At 36.8% G+C, this 16,135-nt stretch carries 14 protein-coding genes; 1 reads left to right on the top strand and 13 read right to left on the bottom strand.

The window, feature by feature from the left end:
* The first annotated feature begins 375 nt into the window (after positions 1 to 375).
* A complete protein-coding gene (locus F6K40_RS05965; protein ID WP_293132753.1) occupies positions 376 to 1,560 on the top strand; it encodes a glycosyltransferase in 1,185 nt (394 codons plus the stop codon).
* A gap of 713 nt (positions 1,561 to 2,273) precedes the next feature.
* Here the strand turns inward: F6K40_RS05965 and F6K40_RS05960 are convergent.
* The 13 genes from F6K40_RS05960 to F6K40_RS05900 all read right to left on the bottom strand — a co-directional run bounded on the left by F6K40_RS05960 (position 2,274) and on the right by F6K40_RS05900 (position 16,104).
* Positions 2,274 to 3,098: a DUF4437 domain-containing protein gene (locus F6K40_RS05960; RefSeq protein WP_293132750.1), complete on the bottom strand. Its 825-nt coding sequence runs from the start codon at positions 3,096 to 3,098 to the stop codon at positions 2,274 to 2,276.
* A gap of 62 nt (positions 3,099 to 3,160) precedes the next feature.
* Complete coding sequence (locus tag F6K40_RS05955; protein WP_293132747.1) at positions 3,161 to 4,585, bottom strand: sodium:solute symporter family protein; 1,425 nt, start codon at positions 4,583 to 4,585, stop codon at positions 3,161 to 3,163.
* Between the two features lie 566 nt (positions 4,586 to 5,151).
* Complete coding sequence (locus F6K40_RS05950; RefSeq protein ID WP_293132744.1) at positions 5,152 to 5,934, bottom strand: class I SAM-dependent methyltransferase; 783 nt, start codon at positions 5,932 to 5,934, stop codon at positions 5,152 to 5,154.
* Between the two features lie 284 nt (positions 5,935 to 6,218).
* Positions 6,219 to 6,350, bottom strand: a complete 132-nt coding sequence (locus F6K40_RS05945) for a hypothetical protein (protein WP_293132741.1) — start codon at positions 6,348 to 6,350, stop codon at positions 6,219 to 6,221.
* A 10-nt stretch (positions 6,351 to 6,360) separates the two neighbouring features.
* A complete protein-coding gene (locus F6K40_RS05940) occupies positions 6,361 to 7,197 on the bottom strand; it encodes an FkbM family methyltransferase (RefSeq protein WP_293132738.1) in 837 nt (278 codons plus the stop codon).
* 111 nt (positions 7,198 to 7,308) lie between these two features.
* On the bottom strand, positions 7,309 to 7,986 hold the full coding sequence (locus F6K40_RS05935; protein WP_293132736.1) for a class I SAM-dependent methyltransferase: 678 nt from the start codon (positions 7,984 to 7,986) through the stop codon (positions 7,309 to 7,311).
* 8 nt (positions 7,987 to 7,994) lie between these two features.
* Positions 7,995 to 8,918: a class I SAM-dependent methyltransferase gene (locus F6K40_RS05930; RefSeq protein WP_293132733.1), complete on the bottom strand. Its 924-nt coding sequence runs from the start codon at positions 8,916 to 8,918 to the stop codon at positions 7,995 to 7,997.
* Between the two features lie 46 nt (positions 8,919 to 8,964).
* Positions 8,965 to 9,966: a glycosyltransferase gene (locus F6K40_RS05925; RefSeq protein ID WP_293132730.1), complete on the bottom strand. Its 1,002-nt coding sequence runs from the start codon at positions 9,964 to 9,966 to the stop codon at positions 8,965 to 8,967.
* A 263-nt stretch (positions 9,967 to 10,229) separates the two neighbouring features.
* Positions 10,230 to 14,519 carry a tetratricopeptide repeat protein gene (locus F6K40_RS05920; RefSeq protein WP_293132727.1) on the bottom strand — a complete coding sequence of 1,430 codons (4,290 nt, stop codon included), beginning with the start codon at positions 14,517 to 14,519 and terminating at the stop codon, positions 10,230 to 10,232.
* A 261-nt stretch (positions 14,520 to 14,780) separates the two neighbouring features.
* The gene (locus tag F6K40_RS05915; protein WP_293132724.1) at positions 14,781 to 15,284 is read right to left on the bottom strand and encodes a hypothetical protein; all 504 of its coding nucleotides are present in this window, start codon (positions 15,282 to 15,284) and stop codon (positions 14,781 to 14,783) included.
* Between the two features lie 61 nt (positions 15,285 to 15,345).
* Positions 15,346 to 15,516 carry a hypothetical protein gene (locus F6K40_RS05910; RefSeq protein ID WP_293132721.1) on the bottom strand — a complete coding sequence of 57 codons (171 nt, stop codon included), beginning with the start codon at positions 15,514 to 15,516 and terminating at the stop codon, positions 15,346 to 15,348.
* A 223-nt stretch (positions 15,517 to 15,739) separates the two neighbouring features.
* Positions 15,740 to 15,982 carry a hypothetical protein gene (locus tag F6K40_RS05905; protein ID WP_293132718.1) on the bottom strand — a complete coding sequence of 81 codons (243 nt, stop codon included), beginning with the start codon at positions 15,980 to 15,982 and terminating at the stop codon, positions 15,740 to 15,742.
* Positions 15,979 to 16,104 (bottom strand): hypothetical protein, encoded by a 126-nt coding sequence (locus F6K40_RS05900; protein ID WP_293132715.1) that lies wholly within the window; start codon positions 16,102 to 16,104, stop codon positions 15,979 to 15,981. Before F6K40_RS05900 ends, F6K40_RS05905 begins: the two co-directional genes overlap by 4 nt.
* Between the last annotated feature and the right edge of the window lie 31 nt (positions 16,105 to 16,135).

The raw sequence follows: 16,135 nt of genomic DNA, 5'->3' as shown, positions 1-16,135 counted from the left end.
TATAAAAGTTTGAGTTTTTTTAGGTCTTTTAAAAAGTGCCTGGTTTTCAGTTGAAAATGCTCAAAAAGCTAGTGCCGCTACGCGGAATTCAAAGTTCAAAATTAAAAATTAAAAAGTATTGGTTAGTAAGGCTTTTAGGATTTTGTAACTGGTCAGTTATTTCTGCCATCCTGCACTACTATTTTGGGCTGACTATGGGAGAAAAATTACTCTTACAATTCTTATTCCTACCTCCTCTAAATTCCGATTTATCCTGTACGGGCGAATGGCTATTCACCCCTACGACTGCTGAATCTTACCCCTACTAAAAGACTTTTGAGCGCAAACCCTAATTATCCATTATCAATTAATAAACTGTTCCCTCCATCAAAAATTATGAAAAAGAAAGTTTGTTTAACTACTTTAGAATTTCCTCCCGATGTTGGTGGTGTAGGTGAGTCCGTCTACCGCATTTCTCAAATGTTATTAGAGTTGGATTATGAAGTTCATGTTGCTGTTTTTCATTTCAAGAAAAAAGGGAAAAGTCTCCAACGCGCTCATCGTAAAACAATAGAACAAGATGGCATTTTAGTACATCGTTTAAAGGCAGCAATTCGGACAACAGAACCTTATGCACCTAGTGTAATGATTATGGAATATCGCAGTGAAATATATTTTCAACTCCGACAGCTTCATCAACAGTTTAATTTTGATTTATTTCATTCCTTTTTTATTAAAGAAACTGGTTTTTTAACAACATTATTAGCTCTAGAAAATAACCTGCCTGTAATTAATAGTATTCGTGGTAGTGACCTCCACAAACATATTTTTGACCCCCAACAACACGCTCAATTATGTTGGATTTTAGAGAAGGCATCTTGGCTAACTTTTGTCAGTGAAGATTTATTCAAACGTGCTAAAGTATTGCTACCTAATTTAGAAGCAAAATCGTCAGTTTTTTGGAATTCTATTCAACCAGTAGATTTTGATAATTTTGCCACTCCAGAACTGGTAAAAAATTGCCGGGGAATGGTTATCGGTTCCGTAGGTAGGTTCCGAGATAAAAAAGGATTAGAATATGTATTAGATGCTTGCGCTCAACTTACCGCAGAAAATGTTGAATTAACATTATTATTAGTAGGTGATTTTGTAGCGCGGGAACAAGATTATTGGCAAGAAGAACTTAAGAATAGCGGAATTTCTGAACGCATCATTGTCACAGGAATGTTGAGTCGTGACGAGGCGATCGCCTATTTACCTTACATGGATGTTTTTATGATTCCTTCGTTGAATGATGGTTGTCCTAATGCTATGTTAGAAGCAATGTTAGCTGCTAGAGCTATAGTAGGATCGAATGTTGATGCTATTGGTGAAATTTTGACAGATGGTGTTGATGGTTTAGTTGTTAACCCAGGTTCAAGTGAGGAGTTAGTTGTAGCTTTGCGTAAGTTAGAGCGATCGCCCCAGTTACGACAGGAGTTAGGAAAAGCTGCCAGGAAAAAAGTTCTAGAACAGTTTGCTCCTGCTGTGGAAAAAGAAAACTGGGCAAAAGTTTATCAAAATATAGAATTCAGAATTTAGAATTCTAATATCATGTCCGCTGGTATTGGAGAGTGTAAACCAAAGGGTGAATATCTACAGGAAATTTAACAGGATTTACGCAGTACCACCATATATAGTAGGGGCGAACGGCCGTTCGCCCCTACAGATAGTGCCTGACCTGATATTTTGCGTAAGTCCTGTTTAAGTTTTTTTCTTCCTCTTAAGTATTCTTTTTCCCAATTAAGTGTTCCCAGTTAAGTGTTCCCTACCTTTGCATACAATACCGATGCTACCGGACATGATATAAATTCTGAACAGGACTTATACAGAACCACCATATCTAGTAGGGGCGATTTCCTGCTCATGGTGCGCAAACGCGAATTGCCCCCTACCTATAGTGTATTATCTAAGAATTTGCGTAAATCCTGATGATGTCTGGATAATGAGCGATAGGACTCCGTTCCGCTTACGCGACCAAAAAGTTTTTGTTTGTAGTAGAACTTTAGCCTCAAAAATATCCATACTTCCAGCTAAATCCCTACTACAAGCTATATTATTATTCAAGAGGACTTACGCAAATCGACCTTTGAAGCACCATCTGTAGGGGCGAATGGCATTCGCCCTCACTATATATAGAGTCTCTGCGTAAGTCCTGATTCAAGTTGTACAAACGCTGCGGACGACTGTTCAACTGGATATCTATATCAGTCAGTAAGTAAAATAACTAGAGGAGAAATAGTAGCAAAAGAATGCTATGCGGGAACGACGTCGAACTTGCCCTCCATGCGCACATAGATGATGCACTCCTCTCCCACTTCGCACGATACCTGATGCATCGACTCTCCGTTCGAGCCGAAATAACTGCCCGGTTCCATGATCTTAACGTCGGTCTCACCCGGTACTCGGTACTTAGGTCTACCCTGGATAACTACAGCACGGAATGTCAAGCCGTGACTACCTATATTTCCGGTAAATCCAGCAGGTAGCTTGACAAGAGTCCCATTTAACTCACCGTCCTGCGGCTTGCCCCAAAGAAAAGCTACCTTAGCTCCATTAGCAGAGGCTGGCATTTCGGGCTGATCGAGCCAAACAATGTTCGATGCGTCCAGCCAAACAAAGTTTGATTTATCGACGTTGACTGGCCTTTCTCCATTATCAAACGCCTCCTCAGGAGGAAGGACGAGATACGGTCCATCCTCAATCTCTATGTACGCCATGTTTTTGCTGCTGTTAGCAGAGGTAATATGCACTTCCCCGGCTGGTTGCGTCCAGAAAGAACCCGCCGGTAGCCACATCTTCTCGGCATTAGGATCGTCGTTGTGAATAGTGCCAGTAATAGCCACTCCACGGTAGGTGACGTTATGAATGTGAGGTGGTGACGAGAAGCCATCCACAAACTGAACGAGAAAGCCTGACGGCCCGGATCTGGTTCGATCGCCCCAAAGAGTTCCCGCCCTGGGGCTTTTGTCGCCACGGGCGGGGTTTAGCGGCCCCCACTCGACTTCAGACATCAAGACAACCTTGGAGGTTGAATTAGCTGCTGCTTTCGGAGGGATGCTTTGGGATGCAAGTTGCATACTACCCCAAATGCTTACGAAGAGTGTAAGTGCGAGTAATAAAAACCTTCTCATGTTCTTCATTATTTCCTATTCCCGATTAAAATAATTAGACTGCAAATTACCATTATCGGCACTACTGGCAGAAATCCTAAAGCAAAACTTTTGGGAATAATACCTACCTGAAAACCAATAAGTGTTATCTCACCAAAAATAATCGAAATTATACAACTTAAAGGTGAAATATTTTTGCCATACAAAGCGGCAATAACTGTGGGAAATAATATTGCTAAACCAGTAAAAGCTTGAGTAGCGATCGCTGCTATTGTTGCCGGAGGATTTGCTGCTAAAATCAAACCAATTATTGCTAGAATAACGATTAAAATTTTGCCAACAAAAGTTTGTTCTGTTAGGGAAGCTTGGGGGCGAATATATACAATATAAATATCCCTAGTAATCATGGAACTTAATGCTAAAAGTTGAGAATCAAGGGTTGACATTAAGGCTGCTAAAACTCCCACCATTACTAATGAAGCTATGGCAGTTGAGGTATATTCAGTTAACATCATGGGAAAAATTCTATCTGCTTCTTGTGCAGCTAAATCGGGAAAATTAATATGACCCCACATTCCAATTAAAACCGGACAAATAAACATTAGACCAATTAAAGGATATAAAGTAGCAGGAAGTTTGAGGTAATTACCACTTTTCGCAGTATAAAACCGCATAAACATTTGGGGGAACATTGGCACACTTAAACCCCAAAGCAACATATAACTAAACCATTTGTGGGGAGTGAAAAAATCATTCATTCCAGAACGATAAAAAAGCTCTGGTTTTAGTTGATAAACAGTTTGATTAGCTTCAGTAATGCCACCAATACTTTGAGCGATCGCCACTACTGAAACTATCATTACAACACACATTAATACCCCTTGCAAAACATCGGTTAAGGCTACACTTTTCATTCCACCCACAAACACATATAAAACAATGATGAAAGTCAAAAAAGCTGCTCCCCAAAAATAGGGAATTTGCCCGTTAGTTAAATTTTCGAGCATATAACCGCCACCAATTGGTTGTAGGGCTAAGTAGGGTATGGTAAAAATTACCATTACTGCTAAAAATAGTATTTTAAGTGATTGACTAGGGAGGCGATTTTCGATTAATTCTGAGGGGGTAATAAAACCTTTTTCTTTGCCCAAAAGCCAAACTTTATAACCAATTAAATAAAATGTAATTCCGACTGGGGCCGTACCAAATCCGAGCATTGTATAATAACTTATACCAACGCGATAACCAGCACCAGAAAGTCCGAGAAAAGCAAAGGCACTAAAGTTTGTGGCAATGAGGGTAAAAAATAGAACTATAGAGCTGATTTTTCTATCTGCTAGAAAGTAATCTTCTGGGGTGTTTTTTTGGCTACGATAACCAATAATTCCGATGATTAAAGTAGAGAGTAAATATACACCAATAAATAAGTAGGGAGTTAGGTTTTCGAGCATCATTAATTTTCCTCTTCAGTTTCAGATTTCCAGAAAGTTTGAGAAAAGATTAGAATAGCACAGGCGAAGATAATTTGCAAACCGATAAAATAGAAAACCCAGGGTGGGAGATGGAGAAATGAAAAGGAAATTGTTTGTTTCCATGACCAAAAGTCTAGGGAAAGTAGGAAAATTATGGTAAAGCAGAAACACCAGAAATAGGGAGATTTGAAAATGTTTAAGTTGTTCATATTTGAAGAAGGGAATAGGGAATAGGCAATAGGGAATAGGGAATGAGAAATACTAGGAATTACTAAATAATTATACGGCAGTTTTCAGATTTATAAACCACATCCTCATAACCAAAAATTTGTAGGGACGTTCCATGGAACGTCCCTACGGTGGTTTACCAAAATGAAAACCGCTGTAATATCCTTATATATTATAAGAGACCTTGATGCAAGGTCTCTACAAGTTTTTAATTTATTTGAAAATCGCTGAAAAAGGGAAATAACAGAAGTCAAAAATCATGGATAATCAGCATCTAAAACCATCTTTTAAATCATATTTATGATTTAATTAAACATGATTTAAAAAATTTGAATCCCTTCTGTACTAGAATCAACTAGAACTGTATAATCCGAAGCAGTTGCCTCTTGTTGTAACGTATTTTTACTCCTAAAATTATCAACTTCTTCTGTAAGTTTATTCATCTTAGTTTTGATATTATCCTCAGTTGGTTCTTCTTTCTTTTGGTTAAAAAAGTAATTAAAACATGATACTTCAGGATCGGTAATATCAATAATGTCATCTAATATTGAAAAACCCTCACTTTTAAGAAGAAATCGTAGAGTTGTTGGACTATACATATTAATATGGCCGTATGATAAAAAATGATTCGCTTTTGAATCTACTCCCGGACGATAATCAATGGGAACTTCTATGATAAAATTCTTAGAAACTCGTGCAATTTCTCTCAATAATATTCTTTCATATTCGACGTGTTCTAAAACATGAGAACAAATGGCAAGATCGAAACTTTTGTCTGGGTAGGGAATACGATATCCATCAAAAACTTTTACTTCTTTGAGAGTTTTTATGTCTCTAGATGAAACAACTTTAATGCCAGATTCTGAAATGTCAATTCCATACATATTTTCACAGAAATTTTGTTTGTCAAGGTGTTCTAAAATTGCACCTTCTCCACAACCAACTTCTATCAAGGATGAGGGAGAAATATTATTTGCTTTACACAAAGATTGTACATGATGTGCTTTTGGTTTACCCCCTAATAATCTCCATTCAGACATCCCACCACGATATGAATTTTTATACTTTGATAATACGTTAGAACTGACTGAGTGCATATTCATTATTTACTCCTAAATATTTGAGATTTTTGTGAAATATTTTGTTGTTTGATACTGTTGAAAGTATCTGTTGAAAATATGATTAGTAGCGTGTCTAGACTAAAATTGTGGGTGTTTGAGCAGGAATCCAGAAGACCTCTCCCCCCTGCCCCTCCCCCTCTCCTGCTCTTTAGAGGGGAGAAATTACTCCCCACAACTATCCCCCCTTTCAAAGGGGGGCAAGGGGGGATAGTTGTGGGGTTGGGGGGTTAGGTTTTTTCACCCACATTTTTAAGCTAGATATGCTATTAGATTAAGTCAATAAATTTGGGTGCATCTGATATTTGCCAAAATACTTTTTTCTGATTCCCTATTCCCTGTTCCCTATTCCCTAAAAGCAATAATTTTTTGGCTTTCTTCTTGCATTGAGATGCACCCATAAATTTTGCATTAAGTAATTAATAATTTATCAATAGCAAGCACATTTAGACCCCAAATATCAACAATAGCATAACCATATTTAATCAATTTCTTTAATGTTTTTTCCATAGTCCAAGGGGGAACTGGTTGATCGAATTCAAAAGCTATATGAGCAGGTCTTAATTTAGATTTGATAATATCATCAATAACAGCGTGTTCTGAACCTTCAATATCAAATTTGAGATAGCATAAGTTTTTAGCTTCAATATTTTGCTCATTTAAAATAGTCAAAATTCTTTTAACTGGCAACTCAAAAAAAGTATCACTTGGTTGAAGATTTAATGTAGAAAGAGAACCAGCGCCATGAGTAGATGGCTTATGAAATTTCAAGATTTCATCTTTATTAGAAAAACCTACGGGTAAAAATTTGAGGTTAGATGGTAGTTTTATCCTTTCAATATGTTTAACAGAATGAGGTGAAGGATCGAGCAAAGTAATATTAATATCTGGAAATTCTTGTGCAAAAGATGTTTCAAAAGTTATATTTGTACCTGCACCAGCACAAATAGAATATTTGACATCATATTTGTTGATTAATTCTGGTACAAATCTCCAATCAAATCCTTTATCGCCGAGGGATTTAATCGTGTATTTTTCTGGTAATGAATATAGATTTTTCTTAATCATATTCATATAACCATATCCAATTCTTAAACCGTAATTAAATCTATCTGAGGTAGATTTTATGTCTTCCGTATAGAATTCTAAATCCTGATAAAATGCTTCTTCAAAAAATGGAATATCTGCTACGTCAACCCTGGCTGAATAAATATAATCTGGTACTAACAGATTTTTAGTTAAATTCATTATTTTGCTCCTAATTTATTAGTTGGTTTTGATTGAATTTATAGTTAGATTTCGCCATATTTTTAATAATTTCTTTGATGAAATCTGATTCTGATTTAGTGATTTCTCCATTTATTTGCCACGAAGAACAACGCATTTTTGTGCTAGCAAACTTCTGCCTATTTGTTGCACCAAGAGATTAAAAGATTTACTAATGAAATACACTAATTCTAATGTGTCAGTAACATCATCTATTTCAACTACTTGTATTGCGTAAGCAGAAGTTAATGCTTTATCAATTCTCAGCAAAAAGTCACTGCCATAGTGTCGATAATGATCGTGTATTTTTGGATCGGGATATCCCCAGTCATTGGTGTGTAAATTATAAGCAGGGTTAGGAATATTAATATGAATAACTCCTCTAGGACTTAATACTCGCAAAAGCTCTTCAACTGCCACAGTATCGTCTGCAACGTGTTCTAAAACTTGGTTAGAAATTATCCAATCATAAGATTCGTTTGCTCTTTCAATACTCATCATATCGAGAGAATTATCGCCACCGTATACAGAAACTTCAAAACTGGCAAAAGCATTTCTATCAACGCCGTTATCATCACTAAATTGTAGAGCTTTAGATTTTTTCAGAATTTCTTTGGGGATTTTATCGTAAATCTTCCAAATGGCACGCTGTCGCTCTCCGGAACCACACTTCACACAATGGTGTGGAGTGCCAAAACGTGAAGTTCTTAATTTACTTTCAAATTCAGTTCCTCCACAGATAGGGCAAATTTTTTGGTTGCTACTTTTCATAATATTAATTAGTTAGTATAAGGATTGGGTTTAATATCAGGAATTTCAAAATCGCATTCTTTCAAAACATCTTGCAATTGTGGTGAAATTTTATTCTTAAATATCATAAAAATTAGCAAGGGATTAACTTGAGGTTCATGACTTTTGTACCACTCATCAATTGCTTTTTCAAAACCAGGTTTAGATTGCTGAAATTTATCTCCGTATTTAATAGAGCATGGCATTAATTTTCCTGCAAGTTCCATAGGTTTTGGTCTTGTTTCTTTGTTCGCCCATTTTTCGGGAAATTCTTGTTGAAAACAAAGACAATTCAAAATATAATGAACGTTGGGTGAATATCCATAAGCAACATGATTAAATCCTAAACAAGCTGCACATTGAACTAATTCTTTGAGTGTAAATTGATATTTATAATTACCAGATGATTCATATTGTTCTTTACCTATTTGATAAGAGCGATCGCCGTTGGGTTCGATTAAAATAATTCCTTTTTTGGCAACTCTTAACATCTCATAAATACACAAGTATGGTCTGGGTAAATGATGCAAAGATTCTTTAATAAAACAGTAATCAAAGGAATTATCTGCAAAGGATAAATTTTCGGCATCTTCTTTGGCAAAATCATCAATTAAGTTTCTTTTTTTGGCAACTTCTAGCATTTCTGTAGCAATATCAGTAGCGATAACTTTATTGCCAAATCTTTTAATAATTTGTGCTTCATGTCCGCCTTTACCATCACCTATTGTAACAACTTCACTAGGTGCGATATGTCGAAAGAATTTTTCCATTTTGTAAAGGGGGTAACTTCTTGACCAACCATGGGTATTTTCTACATCTAAATAGTTAGCAGTTTTATCCTGTGCAACCGCTTTTGCAAAAGATTCACGGTGGTTAGATTCTTGTTTATTTTTTAAATTTTCGTAATTGTTCATTTTCTCCAAAATTACTGAGTTTTGACAAGATTAAAAATCCTAAATATCAAGAGTAATTTTTACCAAAAATTGCTTGAAAATCAGGCTTATAAGACTTCCTAAGTTTATGGTAAAATTTGTCATTAAAATACTCAACTGGATTATCTTTCACACCGAAACGATGAAAAACATCGGCTAAGACATTAATAAACTTGGCTCTGTATTTTTCTGCTTGCTCAATATGCTTTTGTCTAATACATTGTGGATTCCGTGGATTCCGGACAAATTCTTCTACTGCTAAAGCAACTGCATCTGGAGTTGGTTTGCAAACAATTGAATTGTATTCGTCGTACCAAACGTCACGCCCTCCTTTTGATTCTGTCGAAACAACAGGCAACCCACATAAAAGATATTCACTTGAGGAAAAACAAGCTCCTTCTTCTGCGGATAAAATCAAACCACAATGAGCTTGATTAATTTTTTCACATACTTCTTCTGCTGATAATTGTTGATCATTCAAATATTTATAATAAGGAATTTCTGAAACAGCATTTCCATGATTAATTCCTGCTACAAGTGCTAATTCAGAGACCTTAGAAGCAAGAATATGTCTTTTAAATTTACTGCGACGCCCGACATAAATAGCGTTGTAAATTTTCTCAAGATTTAGAGGTCGCATTACTAAGTTTTCGTCTAGCCAGGCATTATGATTAATTACATCCCCATAAAAGCCTTTTTCTGCAAAATTTTGCATTTCTAGGGGGGAATTATACATGATAAAAAATTGCTTTTTATCTAAGTTCAGCAAGGAAAAAATTTTATCAGCTTCTTTAGCAAAGGAAGGGCTATGATACCAACCACAATAAACGAAAAAAAAGTCTGTTTCCCGAAAATTTTGGTGCCATTCAGACATCCATTTCCAATTGTGTTGGATATTTTCAATAATAAAAATTCGGCATTTTTTACTTTCGTAATACACCCTGAATGGAAAAGCCGGATTCGGCCAAGTATAGGATGGTTTAAAATCATATTTACTGATATTTTGAGTTTCTGAATTTACAACTTTCATAGAATTTTTTGCCTCCAATTTTTTTACCGAAAAATTTTGGTTTAAAGCCTCCCCTTGGATAGGGGATAATAAATAAAAATTTTCCTTTGACTCAATACTCTTCTTTTCAAGGAGAGGTAATTATTAATTATTCATTATTCATTATTAATTGTTGAAAGCAGATTCCAGGTATGTGAGGTACAAATATTAACGTTTGAATTTTTGTAGTGCGGGCATCTTGCCCGCTATTTCTATACCTGAATGAGATGAAATTCGCTATAATTTCAAACAAAAAGAGATTTAACAAATTTAATGTTTTCGTTTTTCCTCATTTTGTTATAAAAGTTCTTTTGGAAATAGCTTGATGCCTCGACATCAATGACTCCAAACTGCTTAAAAACATCAGCTACCACCTGAATAAACTTTTCTCTGTACTCTTTTGCCTGCTCTATATGTTGCTGACGAATGCGCTGTGCATCAGGAGGATTTTTGACAAATTTTTCGACTGCAGATGCAACTGCTTCCGGTGTTGCCTCGCAAATAATGGAGTTATGTTCGTTATACCAAACGTCGCGTCCTCCCAGGGAAGATGTGGATACGACAGGTATGCCACACAATAGGTATTCACTGGAAGTTTGACACGCTCCCTCTTCTGCTGATAACACCAAACCACAATGAGATTGATTAATTTTTTCCCACATTTCTGTAGGCGACAGTTGTTGCTCATTGAGAAATTTGTATGGGGGTGTATCGGCAAAAGCTTTGCCATGATTAGATTTTGTCACCAGTGCTAACGGATAAACTCGATCTGCCAGTTGAGGACGTTTAGATTTTTTGTTAAAGTCTACATAAATGCCATCGTATATTTTCTCTTTGTCAAGATGCTGCGCGATCGCTTTCTCATCTAACCAAGCGTTTTGGTTAATAACATCCCCTTGAAAACCTTTCTTGGCAAAGTTTTCCATTTCCTGGGGGGAATTATACATGAAGAAAAATTGTTTCTTATCTAATTTGAGTACGGAAAAAATTGCCTCTGCTTCATCAGCAAAAGTCGGACTTTGATACCACCCTGTCATTACGAAGAAGAAATCTGTTTTCCGAAAACGTTCGTGACATTCTGCCATCCATTTCCAGTTGTGCTGGATGTTTTCGATGATGAAAATTCTACACTTGGCGCCATCATAATATAAGCGGAATGGGAATGTTGGGTTTGGCCAAGTATAGGATGGTTTGAAGTCTTCTTTGGTTAATTTTTTAGGTGCTAACAAACTAACTGCTTTCTTCAAACCTTTGGATGCTTTGGTTTTGGGTTTGGTTGCTCCCAGTTTCCCTGACGCATATTGGAAAAATAATTTCTCGATGTCGTATACGAAGCAGTCTGCTCCATATCTCGTCCACAGTTGTTTGAGTGCTTCACGTTTTTTGTGGAGGAGTGCATCGTCTTTTTGTATTTCTGCCAAGCGATCGGGTAGCGCTTTGATATCTTCTAATTTTTCGGAACAAGTTACTGTTGCTTCATCCCAGAGTGAGCGATCGCCTGGAGGTAAATAGGTGTCAGCTATCACAACTGGTATTGCTCCCAAACCAATAGCTTCCCAGAGACGAATCGAGTTTGGACCAGATCCCGATGGACACAGAGCGAATACGCTTTCCTGCATCACTTGTTTGAATTCTTCTGACGCGGAGTTGTCTACAAGATTATCATCATTTTTCACCTTTTTGAGAATTTGGCGATCGTAGACAATTTTGTTGTAATGCCATTGATTTCTGGCAATTATTAACCCTCGGTTATCATCTGATAGGGAATCAATAATTTTAGTTCTTGAATCTGTTAAATAAGATTTGCTCGGGCGAGTTCCTACAAATGAATACAAATATTTTTTATCTGTTTTTTTTGCTTCTATATCAATTGCTTGTACGGGATAAAGTGGGAAAGAATGCAATGAAATGTGTGGATAAGAAGGGAGAACATTTTGGTCTTTTTTTGTATGAGACCAAAAAATATCAGTAATACCTACTGCGTCAAAAATACCTTCAAATTCTAACATTCGGATATGTTGACAAACTGTGATAACTTTTTTGTATTTTTTCAGTTCATCTTGAAAGCTGTTCAACTTTTCTATTAAAGCATTAGCTTCGGTTTTATCTTGACTATGAAGCCGTTTGTCGAGCAGTGTTGCCCAAGGGAATCCAAAGTAAATAACATTTTGCTCAAAGTTATCTTTAGTTAAAAATTTATTTGCCATTTGATAGGCATATTTTTCTGTAATTGCCGGGTACTGCCAATCAGAGTCAAATCCTAAAACGTTGTGGATTATTTTCTTTTCACTAGATTTTTCTTTGTCGTTAGTATCTGATTCTTTGCTTTCTTCTTTCTGACTTTTTTTATTTAAAGAATCCCATGTTTTATTGACTTGTAATCCAGCTAAATTAGAGGAATTTAATGTCCATAAATCTATTTGTATTTTAGATGGTTCATTAATAATGATACTTGGGTAAACCCATGCAGTACCCCCTAAAATGCTTGTATCACCATATTTATCGTAATATCTTAACTGGCTTTCTTGAACGTGAACTGTTTTAATATGATGACAAGGGTTATAAACTGGAGCGCCATGAATAGCAAATAAGTAAGCAATTTTATTATCGCAACGAGGGACTCCTAAAGAAACTCTCAGAGAGTTTTTAAAGGATGTTGTAAATTTAAAATTTCCAGAAACAGCCCAAACATCTTGTGACCAATGCGGAGTTTTATGTAAGGTTTGATTTTCCGCTTCTTTTTCATAACGACTTAATGCTACAAACCCTTGTGGATCGGCAGCAAATATTTCTCGGATGCGGGCAATAGATTCATCAAAATAGATGTCAGTATTGGCAAGAATTGAAATTTGATTCTGACACTTTTGCTCAGTTAATTCTACCCAGTCAAGATAGGTAGGTCTGGCAGATACTTTGACAATTTCAATCTTAGAACTTTCGACTTCTGGAATATGATCGTCATCTATTACTAAGATAATTTTTGCAATTTCATCACACTGTGTATTTTTCTTCAGACAATAAATTAATTCCTCCTGCCTTTTAGAATGTTTGGCTTTGTAATAAGGAGTAAATAAGATTATTTCTGGTTCTTGAGTAACTACTTTCTGGAAACTAGAGATTTCCGCTTGGGAATCTGCAATCTCCTCTTTTTTGACATCTAATTCGGGAGATAAGTTAACATTTTTTGCCCAGTTTTGTAACTGCCCCAACGCCTCTCCTAAACGGAACAAAACTTGGTTTGACTTACCAGATAAAAGCACCGCCCGACGATAAAATTCTACTGCTTCTGACCATTTTTCTAATTTACCAAAAGCTTCTGCTAACGCTAAACAACAGTCGCCTCCATCGGGGTTAATTTCTAGACTGCGACGATAAAATTCTACTGCTTGCAACCACTGCTGTTGCTCAGACTTGGCGACTCCCAAATAATAATACGCTGCTGCTGAATGGGAAGTATCGAAGGAGTCAGTTGTAGCGATCGCTTCTTGGAGATACTTCTCTGCTTCTAACCATTGCTTCAACTTAACTAAGACTGCTCCCAAACCAAGATAAAACTCAGACGCATCTGTTTTGAGTTTTACTGCTTCGCGCAAATAACCAACTGCTTCCTCAAACTCACCCTGTTGATGCAAAAGCGCTCCCAACTTGTAGAGATACCATGGTGCTTGAGAATTGATAGCTACTGCTTGACGATAAGCAGCGATCGCTTCTTTCCATTGTTCTAAATTAACTAAAACATCGCCTAATTTATAATAACCCCAAGCAAAATCAGGATTCAATTTAGTAGCTCGATCATAAACTTTAGCTGCTTTATCCCATTGTTCTAAACTAACAAAAACATCCCCTAAATTATTATAAGACCAAGAAAAATCTGGCTTGAATTCTATGGATTTATTATAAGCAGCAACGGCAGCTTCTAACTCTTCTTTTTCTTGCAATAAATTACCTAATTTATGATGTACATCCCATAATTGAGGTTTAATTTCAACAGCTTTTCTATAGACCTTAATTGCTTCTTCTTTCTGGTCAGTTTCTACTAGAACATCACCCAAATATTGATAAGCATCGGCAAAATTTGGATCTAGTGCAATTGCTTTACGGTAAGCATTTATTGCTTGAGAAAATTGTCTTACTTTTACTAATATTTCTGCTAATTTAAAATAAGACAGATAAGAGTTTTGGTTTAATTCTATGGCATGACGATAAGCTAAAATTGCCTCCGAAAATTTTTCTTGTTTAATTAATATCTCCCCTAAATTATGATGAGCTTGCCATAGATTGGGTTGAATTTTAATTAGTTTTTGACAAAGACTTGCTGCTGCTTCTAGCTGGTTTTGATTGACTAAAATATTAGCTAAAGAATAGTAAGCTTCAGTAAAGTATGGATTGATTTCAATAGCTGTATTGTAACAAGTAATAGCTTCTTCTAGTTTTCCTTGTTTTGCGGAAATTTGCCCTAAGCGATAGTGGGTTTTAGCATACTTAGACTCTTGCATATTTTGAGTGGTTGTATCGGTTTTTGTGTCTGTTAGCATAGGAAATTTATTTATTTATGATATTTTTTAGTCATCAAATTGTTAGAATGTAACGCTTTAATACCAATTTAAAAAAAAGAATGCTATGCTTGGATGAAACTTAAATTCTTAAGTAATTAACATGACTAAATAACATTTTTGATAACTATTAGCTATTTAGTATTAGTTATTATTGTGTTTATCTTTGCCCCACTCCCTTGCTCAAGAAAGGGTAGCAAACATTCATCAAATTGGTATGAATTAGCAGTTCTTCTAGACTTTTCAATACTTTTTACTTCTATCAGGAAAAAGAGGACTAAATACACAACGTAGAGCCGCGCGGTGAGGCGATGAATCGTCAAATTTCTCTCCTGTTGCTCTATACGTCAGAGTCATTACATTTTGTGAAGCACCCGCGCCGTGAGGCGATGAATCTGAAAATTTTTCTCCTGCTGCTCTATACGTCAGAGTCGATACATTTTGTGAAGCACCCGCGCCGTGAGGCGATGAATCTGAAAATTTTTCTCCTGCTGCTCTATACGTCAGAGTCGATACATTTTGTGAAGCACCCGCACCGTGAGGCGATGAATCTGAAAATTTTTCTTCTGTTGCTCTATACGTCAGAGTCGATACATTTTGTGAAGCACCCGCACCGTGAGGCGATGAATCTGAAAATTTTTCTTCTGTTGCTCTATACGTCAGAGCCGATACATTTTGTGAAGCACCCGCGCCGTGAGGCGATGAATCTGAAAATTTTTCGACTGTTGCTCTATACGTCAGAGTCAAAACATTTTGTGAAGCACCCGCGCCGTGAGGCGATGAATCTGAAAATTTTTCGACTGTTGCTCTATACGCCAGAGTCGATACATTTTGTGAAGCACCCGACGTGAGGCGATGAATCTGAAAATTTTTCGACTGTTACTCTATACGCCAGAGTCGATACATTTTGTGAAGCACCCGCACCGTGAGGCGATGAATCTGAAAATTTTTCGACTGCTGCTCTATACGTCAGAGTCAATACATTTTGTGAAGCACCCAGCCGTGAGGCGATGAATCGTCAAATTTCTCTCCTGCTGCTCTATACGCCAGAGTCGATACATTTTGTGAAGCACCCGCGCTGTGAGGCGATGAATCTGAAAATTTTTCTTCTATTAATCTATACGCCAGAGTCGATACATTTTGTGAAGCACCCGCGCTGTGAGGCGATGAATCTGAAAATTTTTCTTCTGTTGCTCTATACGTCAGAGTCGATACATTTTGTGAAGCACCCCGCCGTGAGGCGATGAATCTGAAAATTTTTCTCCTGCTGCTCTATACGTCAGAGTCAAAACATTTTCTGAAGCACCCGCGCCGTGAGGAGATGAATCGTCAAATTTTTCTTCTATTAATCTATACGTCAGAGTCGATACATTTTCTGAAGCACCCGCGCCGTGAGGGGATGAATCTGAAAATTTTTCTTCTGTTGCTCTATACGTCAGAGTCAAAACATTTTCTGAAGCACCCGCGCCGTGAGGGGATGAATCTGAAAATTTTTCTTCTGCTGCTCTATACGCCAGAGTCGATACATTTTATGAAGCACCCGTGTCGTGAGGCGATGAATCGTCAAATTTTTCTTCTGTTGCTCTATACGTCAGAGC

The organism is Okeania sp. SIO3I5, from assembly GCF_010672085.1.
Taxonomy (GTDB): Bacteria; Cyanobacteriota; Cyanobacteriia; order Cyanobacteriales; family Microcoleaceae; genus Trichodesmium.
The sequence above is the reverse complement of the archived record's forward strand: the minus strand, read 5'-3'. Positions and strand labels throughout refer to the sequence as shown.